The organism is Microbispora sp. KK1-11 (assembly GCF_006874435.1).
GTDB lineage: Bacteria > Actinomycetota > Actinomycetes > Streptosporangiales > Streptosporangiaceae > Microbispora > Microbispora catharanthi.
The window spans coordinates 129,015-143,419 of the sequence record NZ_VIRJ01000009.1 but is presented as its reverse complement, the minus strand read 5'-3'; the positions used below and the strand labels follow the sequence as shown (position 1 = coordinate 143,419).

Genomic DNA, 14,405 nt, shown 5'->3' with positions numbered 1-14,405 from the left:
TGGTCGCCGTCCGGCCGGCGGACGGGCACGGATCGGGGGGCCGGGCGAGCGCGCCCGGTGGTGCCGGGACGAGACGGCCCGTCCCGGCACTCGCGGAGGCTCAGCCGGCGGCCGGAGGAGTCCAGCCGGCCGGGATGCGGGCGATGCGGACACGCTGCGGGTGGTCGCCGACCGGCACCGAGGTGATCTTCTGCCCGGTCGCGAAGTCGATGGCCGTGACCCGGTCGGCGCCGCTCTCGGAGATGACGCAGGCCCGCCCGTCGCCGCTGACGGTGGCCCAGTAGGGCTTGGACGCGCTCACCAGCGGGCCCTCCCGCAACGTGGCCCGGTCGACGACCGTGGCGTAGTCGTCCATCGTCCCGGCGACGCAGAGCTTGTCGCCGGCCGGGTTGATCGACAGCCCGTGGTGCCGGGAGTCGTTCACCCAGGTCGTGCGGTCCTCGCTGGTGACCGGGTTCTTCGGCAGGGTCTTGATCCGAGTGATCTTGTCGGTGGCCGTGTCGTACTCGGCGAAGCCGTTGAAGAACGAGACCTGGAAGTACAGCTTCGACTCGTCGGGCGTGAAGACGGCGGGCCGCACTGCGTCCGACAGGTCCTTGCGGCCGAAGGCGTCCAGCCGGTCGCTCATGTCGATGGTCCTGACGACCTTGTACGTCGAGGCGTCCGCGATCGTGATGTGGCGGTCGCCCTTCAGCCAGTCCTGCGACGGGCTGTCGAAGTCGTTGTCGACCTCGCCGATCGACATGTTCCAGATGTATCTGCCGCCGCCCGTGAAGATGTTCTCGTGCGGCTTGTCCCCCGTGCCGAACGAGCCGAGCTGCCTGCCGGTGTCGATGTCCAGGACGTGCACGGTGTCGGAGGTGGAGGCCGACACCGCGACCCGGGTGCCGTCGGGCGACACGGCCATGTGGTCGGCGCGGAAGCCGGAGACGGGGAACCGCCATCTGAGAGCGCCGGTGGCCAGGTCGATCGACACCACGTCGGCGAAGCTCGGGCGCGAGACGACCATGGCCGTGCCGTCCGGGGTGGCGTACATGTCGTCGACGAACTGGTCGTGCCCCTCGCCGGGCCCCTGCCGGATGCCCAGGAAGAAGGCCAGCTTGATGGGGTTCAGGTAGATCTCGGCCAGCCGCCGGGCCTTGTCGGGGATGACGTTGATCCGGCCGATCCTGGCGAAGCTCCCGCTCGACTCGATGACGTCGGCGGTGCCGTCCCAGTTGTTGCCGACGAACATCACCTCGCGCAGTCCGCCGGCGGCGCTCGCGGGACCGGCGGGAACGCCGCAGACGACGGCGCCGGCGACCGCCACGGCGGCGGCGAGCAGGGATCTGCGCAGGCGTGCGAGGGCCGAAGCGTGCATGTTCTTCCTCCGGGGGGTGGGAGGTGGGCGAAGATCGAGCATGGCCGGCCGAGGGGTCCGCACGCCTTGGCGCACGAACCGCGCAAGTCTGAACATTTCGATATTCAGACTTGTTACTGGATGGTAGGCACGCCTGTCGCCCGCGACAAGGCCCAAAATTCATGCATCAGGGATGCGGAGGACGCGGTGGCGGGCAGGATCACCCCGGCGGCGGGCAGGTACGGCGGCAGGTCGGCGGCCGAACGGCAGGCCGAGCGCCGCGGGCGTTTCTTGAAGGCGGGCCTCGACCTGTTCGGCGCCGGCCCCGGCTACCGCGCCACCAGGATCACGGACGTGTGCCGGGCCGCGGGCCTGTCCAGCCGCCAGTTCTACGAGGAGTTCCACACCCTGGAGGACCTGCTGGCCGAGCTGCACCTGTACGTCAACGACGTCGCCCAGCAGACCGTCCTCGACGTCCTCCCCCAGGTGCGGCACCTGGAGCCCGTCGACCGCTGCGCCCGGCTGTTCCGCGCGTACGCCGCCGGGGCCACCGCCGACCCCCGCCACACCCGCATCGCGTTCGTGGAGATCATCGGCGTCAGCCCCCGGCTCGACCGCCAGCGCCTGGACCGCCGCGCCCGATGGATCGACTTCCTGTGCGAGCAGCTGGACGACGCCGCCGGCCGCGGCGAGATTCCCCCGCGCGACTTCCGCGTCACGGCCGCCGCGTTCATCGGAGCGATCAACGGGCTCATGCACGACTGGGCCGTCGGCTGGGTCGACGCCACCCGCGACCAGATCGTGGACGAGCTCCTGCTGATGCTCCTGGGCAGGCTCCAGGCCGCCGATGAACAGGTCGCCGATGAACAGGTGGACGGCTGAACAGGTAGAGGCCGGGAAAGGAGCGTTTGCGAGAAATCGCGATCCTGGAACTCACGTGTTCGGCGGTGTGGGGCGCACGCCTTCGAGCAGGGTGGCGAGGTAACGGTGGGCGGTTTCGATCCGGTCGGCGGGGGTGCCGCCGCGGACGGTCACGGCGTGGGCGATGCCGCACATGAGCGGGACGAGGTCGGCGGCGGCGAGATCGGGGCGGACGGCTCCGGCTTCGCGGGCCCGATCGAGGAGCGTGGTGCCGGCGGACGCGAGTGACCTCTTGAGTTCCGTGGTGCGCGGCAGGGTGTCCGTGGTCGCGGCGGCGACCGGGGGCAGGGCGGCGTCGGTGACCTGCGCTTCGATGATGCGGGCCAGGAAGCCCTCCAGCGCCCGCCAGGGGTCGGTGTCGGCCAAAGCCTGCTCGCCATGCGCGGCCAGGGCTTCCAGGCAGGGAGCGGCGACGGTCTCCAGCAGTGCCTCAGGGGTGGCGAAGTGCCGGTAGACCGTGGCGACCCCGAGGCCTGCCCGGCGTGCGATGTCGTTGAGCTGCAACGCGGCGCCCTGGTCGACCAGGTCGCGGGCGGTGGCGACGATCCGCTCCCAGTTGCGGGCGGCGTCCTTGCGCAGCTGTGTGGTCGTCATGCGGGAAGAATCCAGGTTGCTCGTCGTGGTTCACGGGCTCGTCGTCTGATCATATGCGGGCGTTCCCGGGGGACCTGGCTGCCGGGCGGTGGGCGGGCTGCCCGGCCTGCCCACCGCGGGGGCGCCTCCTCGATGCCGCCGCCTGCGCCATGGGCGAGGAGGAGAGAGCGGGCCGGCGCTGATCGTGTGACCGGCGGGCGGCCGGGGACGCACCTGCGGATGGTCACGCATCCGCTCTGGCCGCCGCAGGTGCGTGGGTTTCGCTGAGCAGGCGTACGGCCTCGGCGATGCGGCGGTCGGTCGCCGCGCGGAACGGGGCGACGGGGTGGGCCTGGGGTCCGATGACGAGACCGGTCCGGCCGGTCAGCGTCGGGTCGGTGGCTGCGGTGATCGAGGGCCTGGCCGCCGCGGACGCCGGACCGGAGGTGGAGCGTTCGAACGTGCGGCGCACCAGCGGCCACAGCAGCCGCAGGGCAGGAGAGACGATCTTCGGGTTGGTCAGGGTGCCGTTGGTCATGTCGGTCGCGGCGCCTCCGGGATCGGCGGCGAAGACCGACACGCCTGTGCCGTCCAGCCGCCTCGCCAGGTCGAGCGTGTAGGCGAGGTTGGCGAGCTTGGCGCGGCCGTACCAGTGGAAGCCGTAGTAGCCGCCCGGCGGCTCGACGGCGTCGAACACCCGCTTGGCGGCGCCGACCGCGCCCGAGGTCACGTTCACGATCCTGCTCGGCGCCCCGGCGGTGAGCGTGGGCAGCAGCAGTTCGGTCAGCAGGTACGGCGAGAGGTGGTTGACGACGAACGACGCCTCGACGCCGCCCAGGTCCGCGCGCTCGGCGAACATCGCCCCGACGTTGTTGACCAGCACCGTCAACGGTTCCCCCGACGCGGCGTGGTCGGCAGCGATGCGGTCGGCCAGCGCGCGGACCTGGTCGAGCGAGGCGAGGTCGGCGGACAGGAATCGGGCGGGGTGCGCCGGTCGCGTCGCGTCGATCCGCTCAACCGCCCCGGCTCCCCGGTCGGCGTCGCGTCCGACCACGGTGACCGCGAACCCCGCGGCGGCCAGCCCCAGCGCGGTTTCCAGGCCGATACCCCCCGTGCCGGCCGTGACCACGGCTGTCTTCATCATGAGCCCCTCCGTCCAGATAACCGGATAGTTCATCCGGTATGCCGGACGGTAGCACAATCGGATGAACTATCCGATTACTGCGCCCGCTCGCGGCAGGTCCTTCGTCACGGCCCTGGTCACCTGACCGGGATCCGCGGCGGTGGTCACCTGTGGCAACGGCACGTCCTCGGCCGCGATAAGCGGTGGCGGCCCCTCCCCCGTGGCGTGAGATCCTGCGTCATCCGAGACCGGCAGGCGGCGGAGGCCAGGGAGAGATCGGCATGAGTGACAGGACCGCGCTCGGCGACCGCATGAAGGCGTACGAGCACGTCACCAGGAGTGTGCTGCCGCGCCGGGCGTACACGATCCTCCGCGTCGACGGGCGGGCGTTCCACACCTTCCTCCGCGATGCCCACCGGCCGTTCGACCGCGCGGTCATGGACGCCATGAACGAGGTCGGCAGGGCATTGTGCGAGGAGATCACCGGCAGCGTGTTCGCGTACGTCCAGTCCGACGAGTGCAGCGTCCTCATGACCGACTTCACCACCCCGTCCTCGCAGCCGTGGTTCGGCGGCGTGACGCAGAAGATCGTCAGCGTGGCCGCGAGCATCGCCACGATCACGTTCAACGAGGCGTACGTCACCGGCGGCGCCGGCGGCCGGCGCGCCATGTTCGACGCCCGCGCGTTCACCCTCGCCGACCCTTTCGAAGTCGCGAACTACTTCCTGTGGCGGCAGAACGACTGCGTGCGCAACAGCATCACCATGGCCGCACAGGCGAAGTTCTCCCATCGGGAGCTCCACGGCAGGTCCACCGGCCAGATGCAGGAGATGCTGTGGGCCGGCCACGGCGTCAACTGGAACGACTACGACGCGGGAGCGAAGCGGGGCCGCGTCGTAGTCAGGGAGACCGGGCAACGCGAGGTCGCCTACCGGGACGGCCGGACGGGGCAGACGGAGACCATCCTCGCCGCGCGGTCGTGGTGGGAGGCGCAGGCGGCGCCCCGCTTCACCGCCGACCCTGCCGGCCGGCTCGCCGCCGTGATCCCCGCCATGCCGTCGCTGACCGCCGGAAGGGCCACGTGACCGCATGCCGGCCGGCGCACTCGGCCTCCCCGGAAGGCCGCCTCACGTCCGGGTGCGCGGCGGCGCCGTGCTCTCGCGGACGACCAGGCGGGTGGGGACGAGCTCGGTGCCGGGCTGGGACGCCCCGCCCTCGCGGATCTGCCGCAGGACCCCCTGGACGCAGCGCCGGCCGACCTCGGCGAAGTCCTGGTGCACGGTCGTCAGCGGAGGCACGAAGCAGGAGGCGTCGGGGATGTCGTCGAAGCCGACCACGCTGATGTCGGCGGGCACCGCCCGCCCCCGCTCGTGGAAGGCGCGCAGCAGGCCGAGGGCCATCTGGTCGTTGGAGGCGAACACCGCCGTGCAGCCCGGTTCGTCCGCAAGCGCCAGCCCCGCGGCGTAGCCCGACTCGGCCGACCAGTCGCCGTGCAGCGGCGGGGGCACAGGACGTCCGGCCTCCTCCAGGGCCAGGCGCCACGCCTGCGCGCGGCGCTGGCCGGCGAAGGACGTCTTCGGGCCGGTGAGGTGCCAGACCGTCTCGTGCCCCAGGTCGAGGAGGTGGCGTACGGCGAGCCGGGCGCCTTCGGCCTGGTCGGTGTCGACGACGCTGTACCGGTCCCCGGCGTCGGAGTCCACGACGACGACGTGGACTCCGGGAGGAAGCGTCACGGTGCCCGCGTCGAGCAGGTGGATCTCGATGATGACGATGACGGCGTCGACGGCCAGCTCGCCCATCCGGGTGAAGGCGCCCAGCACGTTGTCCTGGGTGGGGATGCCGATGGGGATCAGCGTGATCGCGTAGCCCTCGGCCGCGGCATGGGTGGCGATCGCCTCCACGGTGCGGCTGTTGCCGGTCGAGGCCAGCCCGAAGAGGATCACGCCGATCGTGTTGAACTGCCCGTAGCGCAGCGCCCGGGCGGCGCTGTTGGGGCGGTAGCCCAGCTCCCGCATCGCCGCGAGCACCTGCTCGCGGGTCGCGCCGACGACGCCGGGATGCCCGTTGGCGACCCTGGAGACCGTCTGAGACGAGACGCCCGCGAGCCTGGCCACGTCGGCCATGGAGACCCGCTGCTTGCGGCGCCCGCCCGGGATGCCCGAGCCGCCCCGCTGCGCGCCGCCGATCGGCGCCGGGACCTGCCGGGCCGGGCCGTCCGGATCCATTCCTGTGTCGCTCCCGCCTGCTCGCCCCGTCGCCGAAGATCGTACGCCGCGATCCGACCGGCTGTGACGTGGGAAGCCCTTGACCTCTCGTAGGACGGGTGCCACCATACCGCAGCAGAAGTTTACGTAAACATAACCTCGGCGACTCGGGAAATCACCCTCCGCAACGACCGAGCCGTGCTCGTTCGCTCGTCATGTTCACGTAAACATGCTCAGGATGTTCACGTAAACAGAAGAGTCACGGCCGGTAACCACGCCGCGGAGAGGAGCGAGCCGGTGGTCTCGGAAGGGTATTCGAATGTTCGAGCGGTATCGGCCGGCAGACACCGGTCATGGGTGGGCTGGCAGTTCGTCGGGCCGTTCATGGCGGTCTTCGCGCTGGTCTTCCTGGCCCCGATCGCGTACTCGATCTACCTGAGCCTGTTCCGCACCCGGCTCATCGGCGGGACGGCCTTCGTCGGCGCCGACAACTACCTCAAGGTCCTGCAGGACCCGCAGTTCTGGTCGGCGTTCGGGCGCGTCGCGCTCTTCCTGGTCGTCCAGGTGCCGATCATGTTGTTCCTCGCGCTGCTGGTCGCGCTCGCGATCGACAGCGGCAGGCTGTACGGGTCGGCGTTCTTCCGGATCTCGGTGTTCCTGCCGTACGCGGTGCCCGCGGTCGTGGCCGCGCTGATGTGGGGCTTCATGTACGGCACCAGGTTCGGCCTGGTCGGCAACATCAACGAGGCCTTCGGGCTCTCGCTGCCCGACCCGCTGTCGCCCGACCTGGTCCTCGCCTCCATCGGCAACATCGTGACCTGGGAGTTCGTGGGCTACAACATGCTGATCCTCTACTCGGCGCTGAAGGTCGTGAACCCCTCGCTGTACGAGGCCGCCGCGCTCGACGGGGCCGGTCAGCTCCGGATCATCTGGGCGATCAAGCTGCCCGCCCTGCGCGGCGCGCTGCTGATCGCCACGATCTTCTCGATCATCGGCAGCTTCCAGCTGTTCAACGAGCCGAGCATTCTCAAGACGATCGCGCCGAACTCGGTCACCACCTACTTCACGCCGAACTACTACGCCTACTCGCTGTCCTTCGCGGGCCAGCAGTTCAACTACTCGGCGACGGTCGCCATCGTCATGGGGATCATCACGATGATCGTCGCCTACCTCGTCCAGCTGCGCGGCATGCGGAAGGCGGTCTGAGCCATGGCGACCTCCACTTCCACCGCCGACCGGGCACCTCGCCGGAGGAGCACCGTGGCCCGGGGCCCTCTGGTCGTCCGCCGGCGCCGGTCCCCGCGGGACCGCCGCAGCGCGACGCTGACCGTGCTGACCGCGCTCATGCTCGTCTACACGCTGCTCCCCCTGGTGTGGCTGGTGATCAACGCCACCAAGACCCAGGAGGGGCTGCTGGGCTCCTTCGGCCTGTGGTTCGACGGCGACTTCGCCCTGTTCGACAACATCGGCACGACCTTCACCTACAGGGACGGGATCTTCGTCCGCTGGCTGCTCAACACCCTGCTGTACGTGGTCGTCGGGGCGGGCGGCGCGACCCTGCTGGCGACGCTCGCCGGCTACGGGATGGCGAAGTTCGACTTCCCCGGCAAGAAGGCGGTGTTCGCCGTGGTGATCGGGGCGGTCGCGGTGCCCGGCACCGCGCTCGCCGTCCCCACGTTCCTGATGTTCGCCAAGATGGGCCTGACCGACACCCCGTGGGCGATCATCATCCCGTCGCTGGTCTCGCCGTTCGGCCTCTATCTGATGTGGACCTTCGCCACCGACGCCGTGCCGAAGGAGATCCTCGAGTCGGCGCGGGTGGACGGCTCGGGCGAGTTCCGCACCTTCTTCCGCATCAGCCTGCCGCTGCTGGCGCCCGGCCTGGTCACGGTGCTGCTCTTCAACGTGGTCGCGACCTGGAACAACTACTTCCTGCCGCTGATCATGCTGAAGGACCCCGACTGGTATCCGCTGACCGTCGGCCTCAAGGAATGGAACCAGCAGGCTCTCACGGCGGGCGGCGAGGCGGTCTTCAACCTCGTGATCACCGGATCGCTGCTCACCATCGTCCCGCTGATCGCGGCGTTCCTGCTGCTGCAGCGCTACTGGCAGTCGGGCCTGGCCGCCGGAAGCGTCAAGGAGTGACCGGCTACCGCATGACCGGCCAGGGAATGACCGGCACGGCATGACCGGCACGGCATGGCCGCCCCTACCGACGTCTGTCTCCCCCGATAACCCAGAAAGGCACATCCCATGGCGATAACCCGCCGTCGCGCCCTGCTGCTGGGCGCGGCCCTGACCGTGTCGCTCACCGCCGGCGCCTGCGGCTCCGGCGACGACGGCTCCTCCTCGGGCGCCGACGCAGCCGCCGCCCCCGCGGCGTCCGCGGCCGTCTCCGACGCCGACATCCAGAAGGCGCTGGACACCGGCGGCTCCATCACCGTCTGGGCGTGGGAGCCGACGCTCAAGCAGGTCGTCGCGGACTTCCAGGCCAAGTATCCGAAGGTCAAGGTCAACCTCGTCAACGCCGGCACCGGCAACGACCAGTACACCGCCCTGCAGAACGCGATCAAGGCCGGCTCGGGGGTCCCGGACGTCGCCCAGGTGGAGTACTACGCCCTGCCGCAGTTCGCCCTCGCCAAGTCGGTCGCCGACCTCGGCGCCCTGGGCGCGGGCAAGCTGGACGGCACCTTCACCCCCGGCCCGTGGAACTCCGTGCACGTCGGCAACGGCATCTACGGCCTGCCCATGGACTCCGGCCCGATGGCGCTGTTCTACAACAAGGAGGTCTTCGACAAGTACGACCTCAAGGTGCCCACCACCTGGGACGAGTTCGCGGCCGACGCCGAGAAGCTGCACAAGGCGAACCCGAAGGCGTACATCACCAACGACACCGGGGACGCGGGCTTCACCACCAGCATGATCTGGCAGGCGGGCGGCAAGCCGTACACCGTGGACGGCACCACGGTCGGGATCGACTTCGCCGAGCCGGGCACCCAGAAGTTCACCGGCCTCTGGCAGAAGCTGATCGACGGCAAGCTGCTCGCGCCGACCACCAGCTGGAGCGACGCCTGGTACAAGGGCCTGGGCGACGGCACCATCGCCACCCTGGTCATCGGCGCCTGGATGCCCGCGAACCTCGAGTCCGGGGTCAAGGCCGGCGAGGGCAAGTGGCAGGTCGCGCCCATGCCGCAGTGGGAGGCCGGAGGCAGGGCCACCGCAGAGAACGGCGGCAGCTCGCTGGCGATCCCCGAGGCCGGCGCCAACAAGAACCTCGCCTACGCCTTCCTGAAGTACGCCAACGTCGACGAGGGGGTGCAGACCCGGGTCGACGGCGGCGCCTTCCCCGCCACCACCGCCCAGCTGCAGGACCCGAAGTTCCAGGACAAGGAGTTCCCCTACTTCGGCGGCCAGAAGGTCAACCAGGTGCTCGCCGAGTCCGCCTCGCAGGTCGTCAGCGGCTGGTCCTACCTGCCCTTCCAGGTCTACGCCAACAGCATCTTCAACGACACGGTCGGCAAGGCGTACACCTCCTCCACCACCCTGCAGGACGGCCTTAAGGCCTGGCAGGACGCCTCCCTGAAGTACGGCGAGGAGCAGGGCTTCACCGTCAAGTAGCAGTCGCCGTAGTCGCCGGCGCCATCGCTGCCGCCGTTCCGCGGGGAGCGCGGCGGCAGGACGGGCACCGCGGCCGCACCACCGCACTACCGCATACGTACTTCCGCGGCGCCGCCGACCGGCGGCGCCGTCCCGGCCATCACCATCATTCGAAGGAGTCGTTGTGAACGCTGACCGACACCGTTGGGTGCGCTGGCCGTCCGACCCCGGACGGGCCCGCCTGGGGTTCGGGGCCGACTACAACCCCGAGCAGTGGCCCCGGGAGGTCTGGGACGAGGACATGCGCGCGATGCGGGCGGCCGGGGTGAACATCGTCTCCTTGGCGATCTTCTCGTGGGCGCGGATCCAGCCGGGCGAGGACGTCTGGGACTTCGACTGGCTCGACCAGGCGATGGACCTGCTGCACGCCCACGGCATCGCCGTCGACCTGGCCACGGCGACGGCCTCGCCGCCGCCCTGGCTGAGCGCGAAGCACCCGGAGATCCTCCCCGTGGACCAGCTGGGCCACACGGTGTGGCCGGGGGCGCGGCAGCACTGGCGGCCGACCTCGCCGGTCTTCCGCGAGCACGCGCTGCGGCTGACCCGGGCCCTCGCCGAGCGCTACGGCGGCCACCCCGCCCTCGCCGCCTGGCACGTCTCCAACGAACTCGGCTGCCACAACGTCTACGACTTCTCCGATGACGCCGCGGCCGCCTTCCGTGAGTGGCTGCGGGCACGGTACGGCACGCTGGACGAGCTGAACCGCGCCTGGGCGACCTCGTTCTGGTCCCAGCGCTACAGCGACTGGGCGCAGATCCTGCCGCCGCGCCTGGCGGCCTCCTTCCCCAACCCCACCCAGCAACTGGACTTCAAGCGGTTCTCCTCCGACGCGCTGAAGGACCACCTGCGCGCGGAACGCGACGTCCTGCGCGAGCTGACCCCGGACATCCCCGTGACCACGAACTTCATGGTCATGGGCGAGACCAAGGGCATGGACTACGCCGACTGGGCCGCCGAGGTGGACTTCGTCTCCAACGACCACTACCTGCTGACCGGTCCCCAGGCCCAGGACGAGCTGTCCTTCTCGGCGAACCTCACCGGCTCGCTCGCCGGCGGCCGGCCGTGGTATCTGATGGAGCACTCCACCAGCGCGGTCAACTGGCAGCCGGTCAACCTGGCGAAGAAGCCCGGCGGCATGGCCCGCGACTCGCTCACCCACGTCGCCTACGGCGCCGACGCCGTCTGCTTCTTCCAGTGGCGGCAGTCGGCGGGCGGGGCCGAGAAGTACCACTCGGCGATGATTCCCCACGCGGGCACCGACAGCGACGTGTTCCGGACGGTCGCCGACCTGGGCGCCACGCTGGCCGCCCTCGCGCCCGTCGCGGGCACCCGGAGGCTGCGCGCCCCCGTGGCGATCGTGTTCGACTGGGACTCCTGGTGGGCCGGCGAGCTCGACTCCCACCCCAGCTCGCTGCTGCGCTACCGGCAGGAGGCCCTCGACTGGTACACCGCGTTCCTCGACGCGGGCGTCCGGGCGGACGTGATCGACGTGGACGACGACCTCAGCGGCTACCGGCTGCTCGTGGCCCCGATCCTGCACGTCGTGCCCGCTGCTCTGGCCCGGCGATTGGAGGACCACGTCGCCTCCGGCGGGCACCTCGTCACCACCTACTTCTCCGGCGTCGTCGACGAGAACGACCACGTGTGGCTCGGCGGCTACCCCGGGGCCCTGCGCGACCTGCTCGGCATCCGCATCGAGGAGTTCGGCCCCCTGCTGGACGGCGAGGCCGTCGACCTCGACCTCGGCGTGACCGGCACCCTGTGGACCGACCGGATCGATCTCACCGACCCGGCGACCGAGGTCGTGGCGACGTACAAGACCGGCGACCACGCGGGCCGCCCCGCCGTCACGACGCGCCGTACGGGAGCGGGCTCGGCGTCATACGTCTCCACCCGGCTCGGCCCGGAGGGTCTGGGGGTCGTCCTCCCCCACCTGCTGGACGTCGCCGATGTCTCCTCGGAGCTGCCGCCCGGGGCCCGTGGCCTGGTCGACGTCGCCGTCCGCACCGACGGAACGGACGACTACTGGTTCCTGATCAACCGCACGGACCGGCACGTCGACCTGTCGGCGATCCCCGGCGACCCCCTCCACGGCCCCGCCCTGGCCCGGGACACGACCCTGGCCCCCCGGCAGGTCCGCGTCCTGCGGCGGCCCCGCCCGTAGCGGGGCCCTCACCGGCTGGCGCCGGTCCCTCCGCCGGGAGAGGATGACGGGGCGACGAGGGTCGGGCGCTGCACGCGCGGTCCACCGTCCTCGCACCGAAGATCACGGTCAGCGGATCGTTCTCGGGAGAGGCACATGGGAGAGGTCGTCATCGTCGGAGGCGGCCCCACCGGGCTGTGGCTCGCGGCGGAGTTACGTCTCGCGGGGGTCGAGGTCACGGTCCTGGAGAGGCGGGCGGAACGCGACCCGCACTCCAAGGGCTTCACGATCCACCCCCGCACGATGGAGCTGTGGGCGTCGCGCGGCGCCGGCGAGTCGTTCGTCACGCAGGGCAGGCGGGTGCCGGACTCGCATTTCGGTCTCCTCGGCCATCGGATGGACTACGGGACGCTCGACACCCCTTTCCCGTACGTCCTGCTGCTCGCGCAGCCGAGGGTCGAGGAGCTGATGGAGGGCTACGCCCGCGACCTGGGGGTGGACGTCCGGCGCGGGCACGCCTTCACCGCGTTGACCCAGGAGAAGGACCGGGTCGTGGTGCGGGCCGAGGGCCCGGGCGGACCCTCCACCATGGAGACGGCGTTCCTGGCCGGCTGTGACGGAGCGGGCAGCGCGGTCCGCTCGGCCGCCGGGATCGGCTTCCCCGGAACCGGCTCCACCGCGTACGCCTGGGTCGCCGACGTGACGCTCGACGATCCCCCGGCGGTGCCGTACTTCCAGCAGACCAACGAGGCCGGCCAGGTGCTGGTCGTGCCCATCGGCCCCGGTCTCCACCGGGTGGCGGGCGTCGACGGCGCCGGCGTCCTCGGGTGCGAGGGCCGGCCGGCGGAGAAGGAACTGCGCGCCTGGCTCGTGGCCGTCGCCGGCACCGACTTCGGCCTGCACGACCCCGTGTGGGTGTCCGGCACGGGATCCGCCTCGTGCCTCGCCGACCACTACCGCAGCGGCCGCGTCCTCCTGGCCGGAGACGCCGCGCACCGCCTGTTCCCCGCAGGGGGCATGGGCCTGAACGTCGGCGTGCAGGACGCGTGGAACCTCGGCTGGAAGCTGGCCGCCACGGTGCGGGGATGGGCTCCCGGCGGACTGCTGGACACCTACCACGCGGAAAGGCACCCGGTCGGCGCGGCCACGCTGCGCCTGACCCGGGGGCAGACCGCGCTCATGACGACGTTCACGCCCGAGACTCTCGCCCTGCGGTCGGTCCTCGACGACGCGATCGCGCGGGTGCCGGAGTTCTCCCGCTTCCTGGCGGAGCAGGTCTCCGGCATCGGCGTGTCGTACGGACGGGACGCCGACGATCACCCGCTCGTGGGGACACGGGCTCCGGACCTGCGGCTGTCGGGCGGGCCGGGGCTGTTCGCGCTGCTCGCCCCCGGGCGCTACGTGTTCCTCGACCTCACGGGGGCGGGCCGTGCCCTCTCCGCTCAGGTGACCGCGTCCCCGGAACCGCCCACGCCGCCGGGGCTGACGGTGTGCGCGGGCGAGCCGGTCGAGTCCCGGGCCGACTGGCGGCGCGTCCGCGCCGCGCTGATCCGTCCGGACGGGCACGTCGCCTGGGCCTCGGAGGAGGACGACGACGCGGCCCTGCGGTCCGCGGCGGCCACGGCCCTCGCCGCCACGACACGCGTCAGGACGCCGGACACCTGACCGCATTCCCCAGCGGCGGTCGATGTCACGACGGCGGCGACACCCGCGCCGGAGGCCGCACCCGACGGCCGGACGGCTCATCGGAGGTCCCGATCAGCGGGGCGCGTTCGTGACGGCGGCGAACACGCCGCGGACCTCGGCTCCGTCCGGCAGCCGCCACCCGGCCGCGACGTGACCCAGGACGTCGGCGACGTCCGCTTCGCCGGGCCGCAGGACGCGGGTCACCCGCATGGTCAGCCGTCCGCCCCTGCCGCCGTCCGCGGCGTCCACCACGATGTCGGTGGCGTGCGGCGCCTCGGCCACGGCAGCCGGCCGGATCGGGCCGGATGCCGCGGCTCCCGTGGAGCTCACGGTGACCGAGGGGTCGGGGGTGTCGCTCACGCTCTGGTCCTGGGCCTCGGCGTCCCCCGCGAACAGGGCGTGGAGTTGTGCGACGAGGACCGGATCGTGGGTGCCGTCGTAGATCCACCGGCGTCCCAGGACGCCGTGCTCCGCCGTCCCGATGAGAGCGTGATCGGCTCCCTCCAGCGGCGCTCCCCGGTAGGTGAGCGGCACGTGATAGGAGACGGGACGGTCGCCGGACACGTCGGTGACCACCATGAACTCCATGCCGACCTCGCCCCGCGGGTCGTCGAGCCGGAAGCCCCCGGCCTTCGTCAGCTCCGGCCGCCGCCCGTCGCCTTCGTACCAGGGCTGAGCAGGGAGCCACGACGTGAGCAGCTCCAGTTTGCTGGGCGTCAGCGTGGTGCGATGGATGACAGCCATACCGTGGAGCCCCTT

Annotated in this window: 12 protein-coding genes; 7 read left to right on the top strand and 5 right to left on the bottom strand. The window is 71.3% G+C overall.

The features are described 5' to 3' along the window. Positions 1-100: 100 nt before the first annotated feature. A complete protein-coding gene (locus tag FLW16_RS15680; protein ID WP_142560760.1) occupies positions 101-1,360 on the bottom strand; it encodes a YncE family protein in 1,260 nt (419 codons plus the stop codon). 186 nt (positions 1,361-1,546) lie between these two features. Here FLW16_RS15680 and FLW16_RS15675 point away from each other — a divergent pair, with 186 nt between their 5' ends. Further along, the gene (locus FLW16_RS15675; protein ID WP_142560759.1) at positions 1,547-2,221 is read left to right on the top strand and encodes a TetR/AcrR family transcriptional regulator; all 675 of its coding nucleotides are present in this window, start codon (positions 1,547-1,549) and stop codon (positions 2,219-2,221) included. Between the two features lie 51 nt (positions 2,222-2,272). Here the strand turns inward: FLW16_RS15675 and FLW16_RS15670 are convergent, their stop codons facing one another. Together FLW16_RS15670 and FLW16_RS15665 are read right to left on the bottom strand one after the other, a co-directional pair. After that, positions 2,273-2,854 (bottom strand): TetR/AcrR family transcriptional regulator, encoded by a 582-nt coding sequence (locus FLW16_RS15670; protein ID WP_142560758.1) that lies wholly within the window; start codon positions 2,852-2,854, stop codon positions 2,273-2,275. 223 nt (positions 2,855-3,077) lie between these two features. Continuing rightward, on the bottom strand, positions 3,078-3,977 hold the full coding sequence (locus tag FLW16_RS15665; RefSeq protein ID WP_142560757.1) for an SDR family NAD(P)-dependent oxidoreductase: 900 nt from the start codon (positions 3,975-3,977) through the stop codon (positions 3,078-3,080). Positions 3,978-4,237: 260 nt separating this feature from the next. Here FLW16_RS15665 and FLW16_RS15660 point away from each other — a divergent pair, with 260 nt between their 5' ends. Continuing rightward, positions 4,238-5,041 carry a tRNA(His) guanylyltransferase Thg1 family protein gene (locus tag FLW16_RS15660; protein WP_142560756.1) on the top strand — a complete coding sequence of 268 codons (804 nt, stop codon included), beginning with the start codon at positions 4,238-4,240 and terminating at the stop codon, positions 5,039-5,041. A gap of 42 nt (positions 5,042-5,083) precedes the next feature. On the opposite strand, the gene FLW16_RS15655 is transcribed toward FLW16_RS15660, so the two are convergent. After that, the gene (locus FLW16_RS15655) at positions 5,084-6,181 is read right to left on the bottom strand and encodes a LacI family DNA-binding transcriptional regulator (RefSeq protein ID WP_221891099.1); all 1,098 of its coding nucleotides are present in this window, start codon (positions 6,179-6,181) and stop codon (positions 5,084-5,086) included. Between the two features lie 336 nt (positions 6,182-6,517). Between FLW16_RS15655 and FLW16_RS15650 the strand changes: the two genes are divergently transcribed. The 5 genes from FLW16_RS15650 to FLW16_RS15630 all read left to right on the top strand — a co-directional run bounded on the left by FLW16_RS15650 (position 6,518) and on the right by FLW16_RS15630 (position 13,625). Next, the gene (locus FLW16_RS15650) at positions 6,518-7,366 is read left to right on the top strand and encodes a carbohydrate ABC transporter permease (RefSeq protein WP_260615296.1); all 849 of its coding nucleotides are present in this window, start codon (positions 6,518-6,520) and stop codon (positions 7,364-7,366) included. Between the two features lie 54 nt (positions 7,367-7,420). Continuing rightward, a complete protein-coding gene (locus FLW16_RS15645; RefSeq protein WP_260615295.1) occupies positions 7,421-8,305 on the top strand; it encodes a carbohydrate ABC transporter permease in 885 nt (294 codons plus the stop codon). Between the two features lie 108 nt (positions 8,306-8,413). After that, positions 8,414-9,778: a sugar ABC transporter substrate-binding protein gene (locus tag FLW16_RS15640; protein WP_142560754.1), complete on the top strand. Its 1,365-nt coding sequence runs from the start codon at positions 8,414-8,416 to the stop codon at positions 9,776-9,778. 163 nt (positions 9,779-9,941) lie between these two features. Continuing rightward, a complete protein-coding gene (locus FLW16_RS15635; protein WP_221891098.1) occupies positions 9,942-11,981 on the top strand; it encodes a beta-galactosidase in 2,040 nt (679 codons plus the stop codon). Between the two features lie 15 nt (positions 11,982-11,996). Next, on the top strand, positions 11,997-13,625 hold the full coding sequence (locus FLW16_RS15630; protein WP_260615309.1) for an FAD-dependent monooxygenase: 1,629 nt from the start codon (positions 11,997-11,999) through the stop codon (positions 13,623-13,625). A gap of 93 nt (positions 13,626-13,718) precedes the next feature. Here FLW16_RS15630 and FLW16_RS15625 read toward each other — a convergent pair whose 3' ends face one another. After that, positions 13,719-14,390 carry a maltokinase N-terminal cap-like domain-containing protein gene (locus tag FLW16_RS15625; protein WP_142560752.1) on the bottom strand — a complete coding sequence of 224 codons (672 nt, stop codon included), beginning with the start codon at positions 14,388-14,390 and terminating at the stop codon, positions 13,719-13,721. Positions 14,391-14,405 lie beyond the last annotated feature (15 nt).

What these genes read in the sequence shown, in the direction of transcription:
- FLW16_RS15680 (WP_142560760.1), bottom strand. Translation starts at nt 1,360, where the DNA reads ATGCACGCTTCGGCCCTCGCACGCCTGCGCAGATCCCTGCTCGCCGCC.
- FLW16_RS15660 (WP_142560756.1), top strand. Translation starts at nt 4,238, where the DNA reads ATGAGTGACAGGACCGCGCTCGGCGACCGCATGAAGGCGTACGAGCAC.
- FLW16_RS15665 (WP_142560757.1), bottom strand. Translation starts at nt 3,977, where the DNA reads ATGATGAAGACAGCCGTGGTCACGGCCGGCACGGGGGGTATCGGCCTG.
- FLW16_RS15640 (WP_142560754.1), top strand. Translation starts at nt 8,414, where the DNA reads ATGGCGATAACCCGCCGTCGCGCCCTGCTGCTGGGCGCGGCCCTGACC.
- FLW16_RS15625 (WP_142560752.1), bottom strand. Translation starts at nt 14,390, where the DNA reads ATGGCTGTCATCCATCGCACCACGCTGACGCCCAGCAAACTGGAGCTG.
- FLW16_RS15670 (WP_142560758.1), bottom strand. Translation starts at nt 2,854, where the DNA reads ATGACGACCACACAGCTGCGCAAGGACGCCGCCCGCAACTGGGAGCGG.
- FLW16_RS15655 (WP_221891099.1), bottom strand. Translation starts at nt 6,181, where the DNA reads ATGGATCCGGACGGCCCGGCCCGGCAGGTCCCGGCGCCGATCGGCGGC.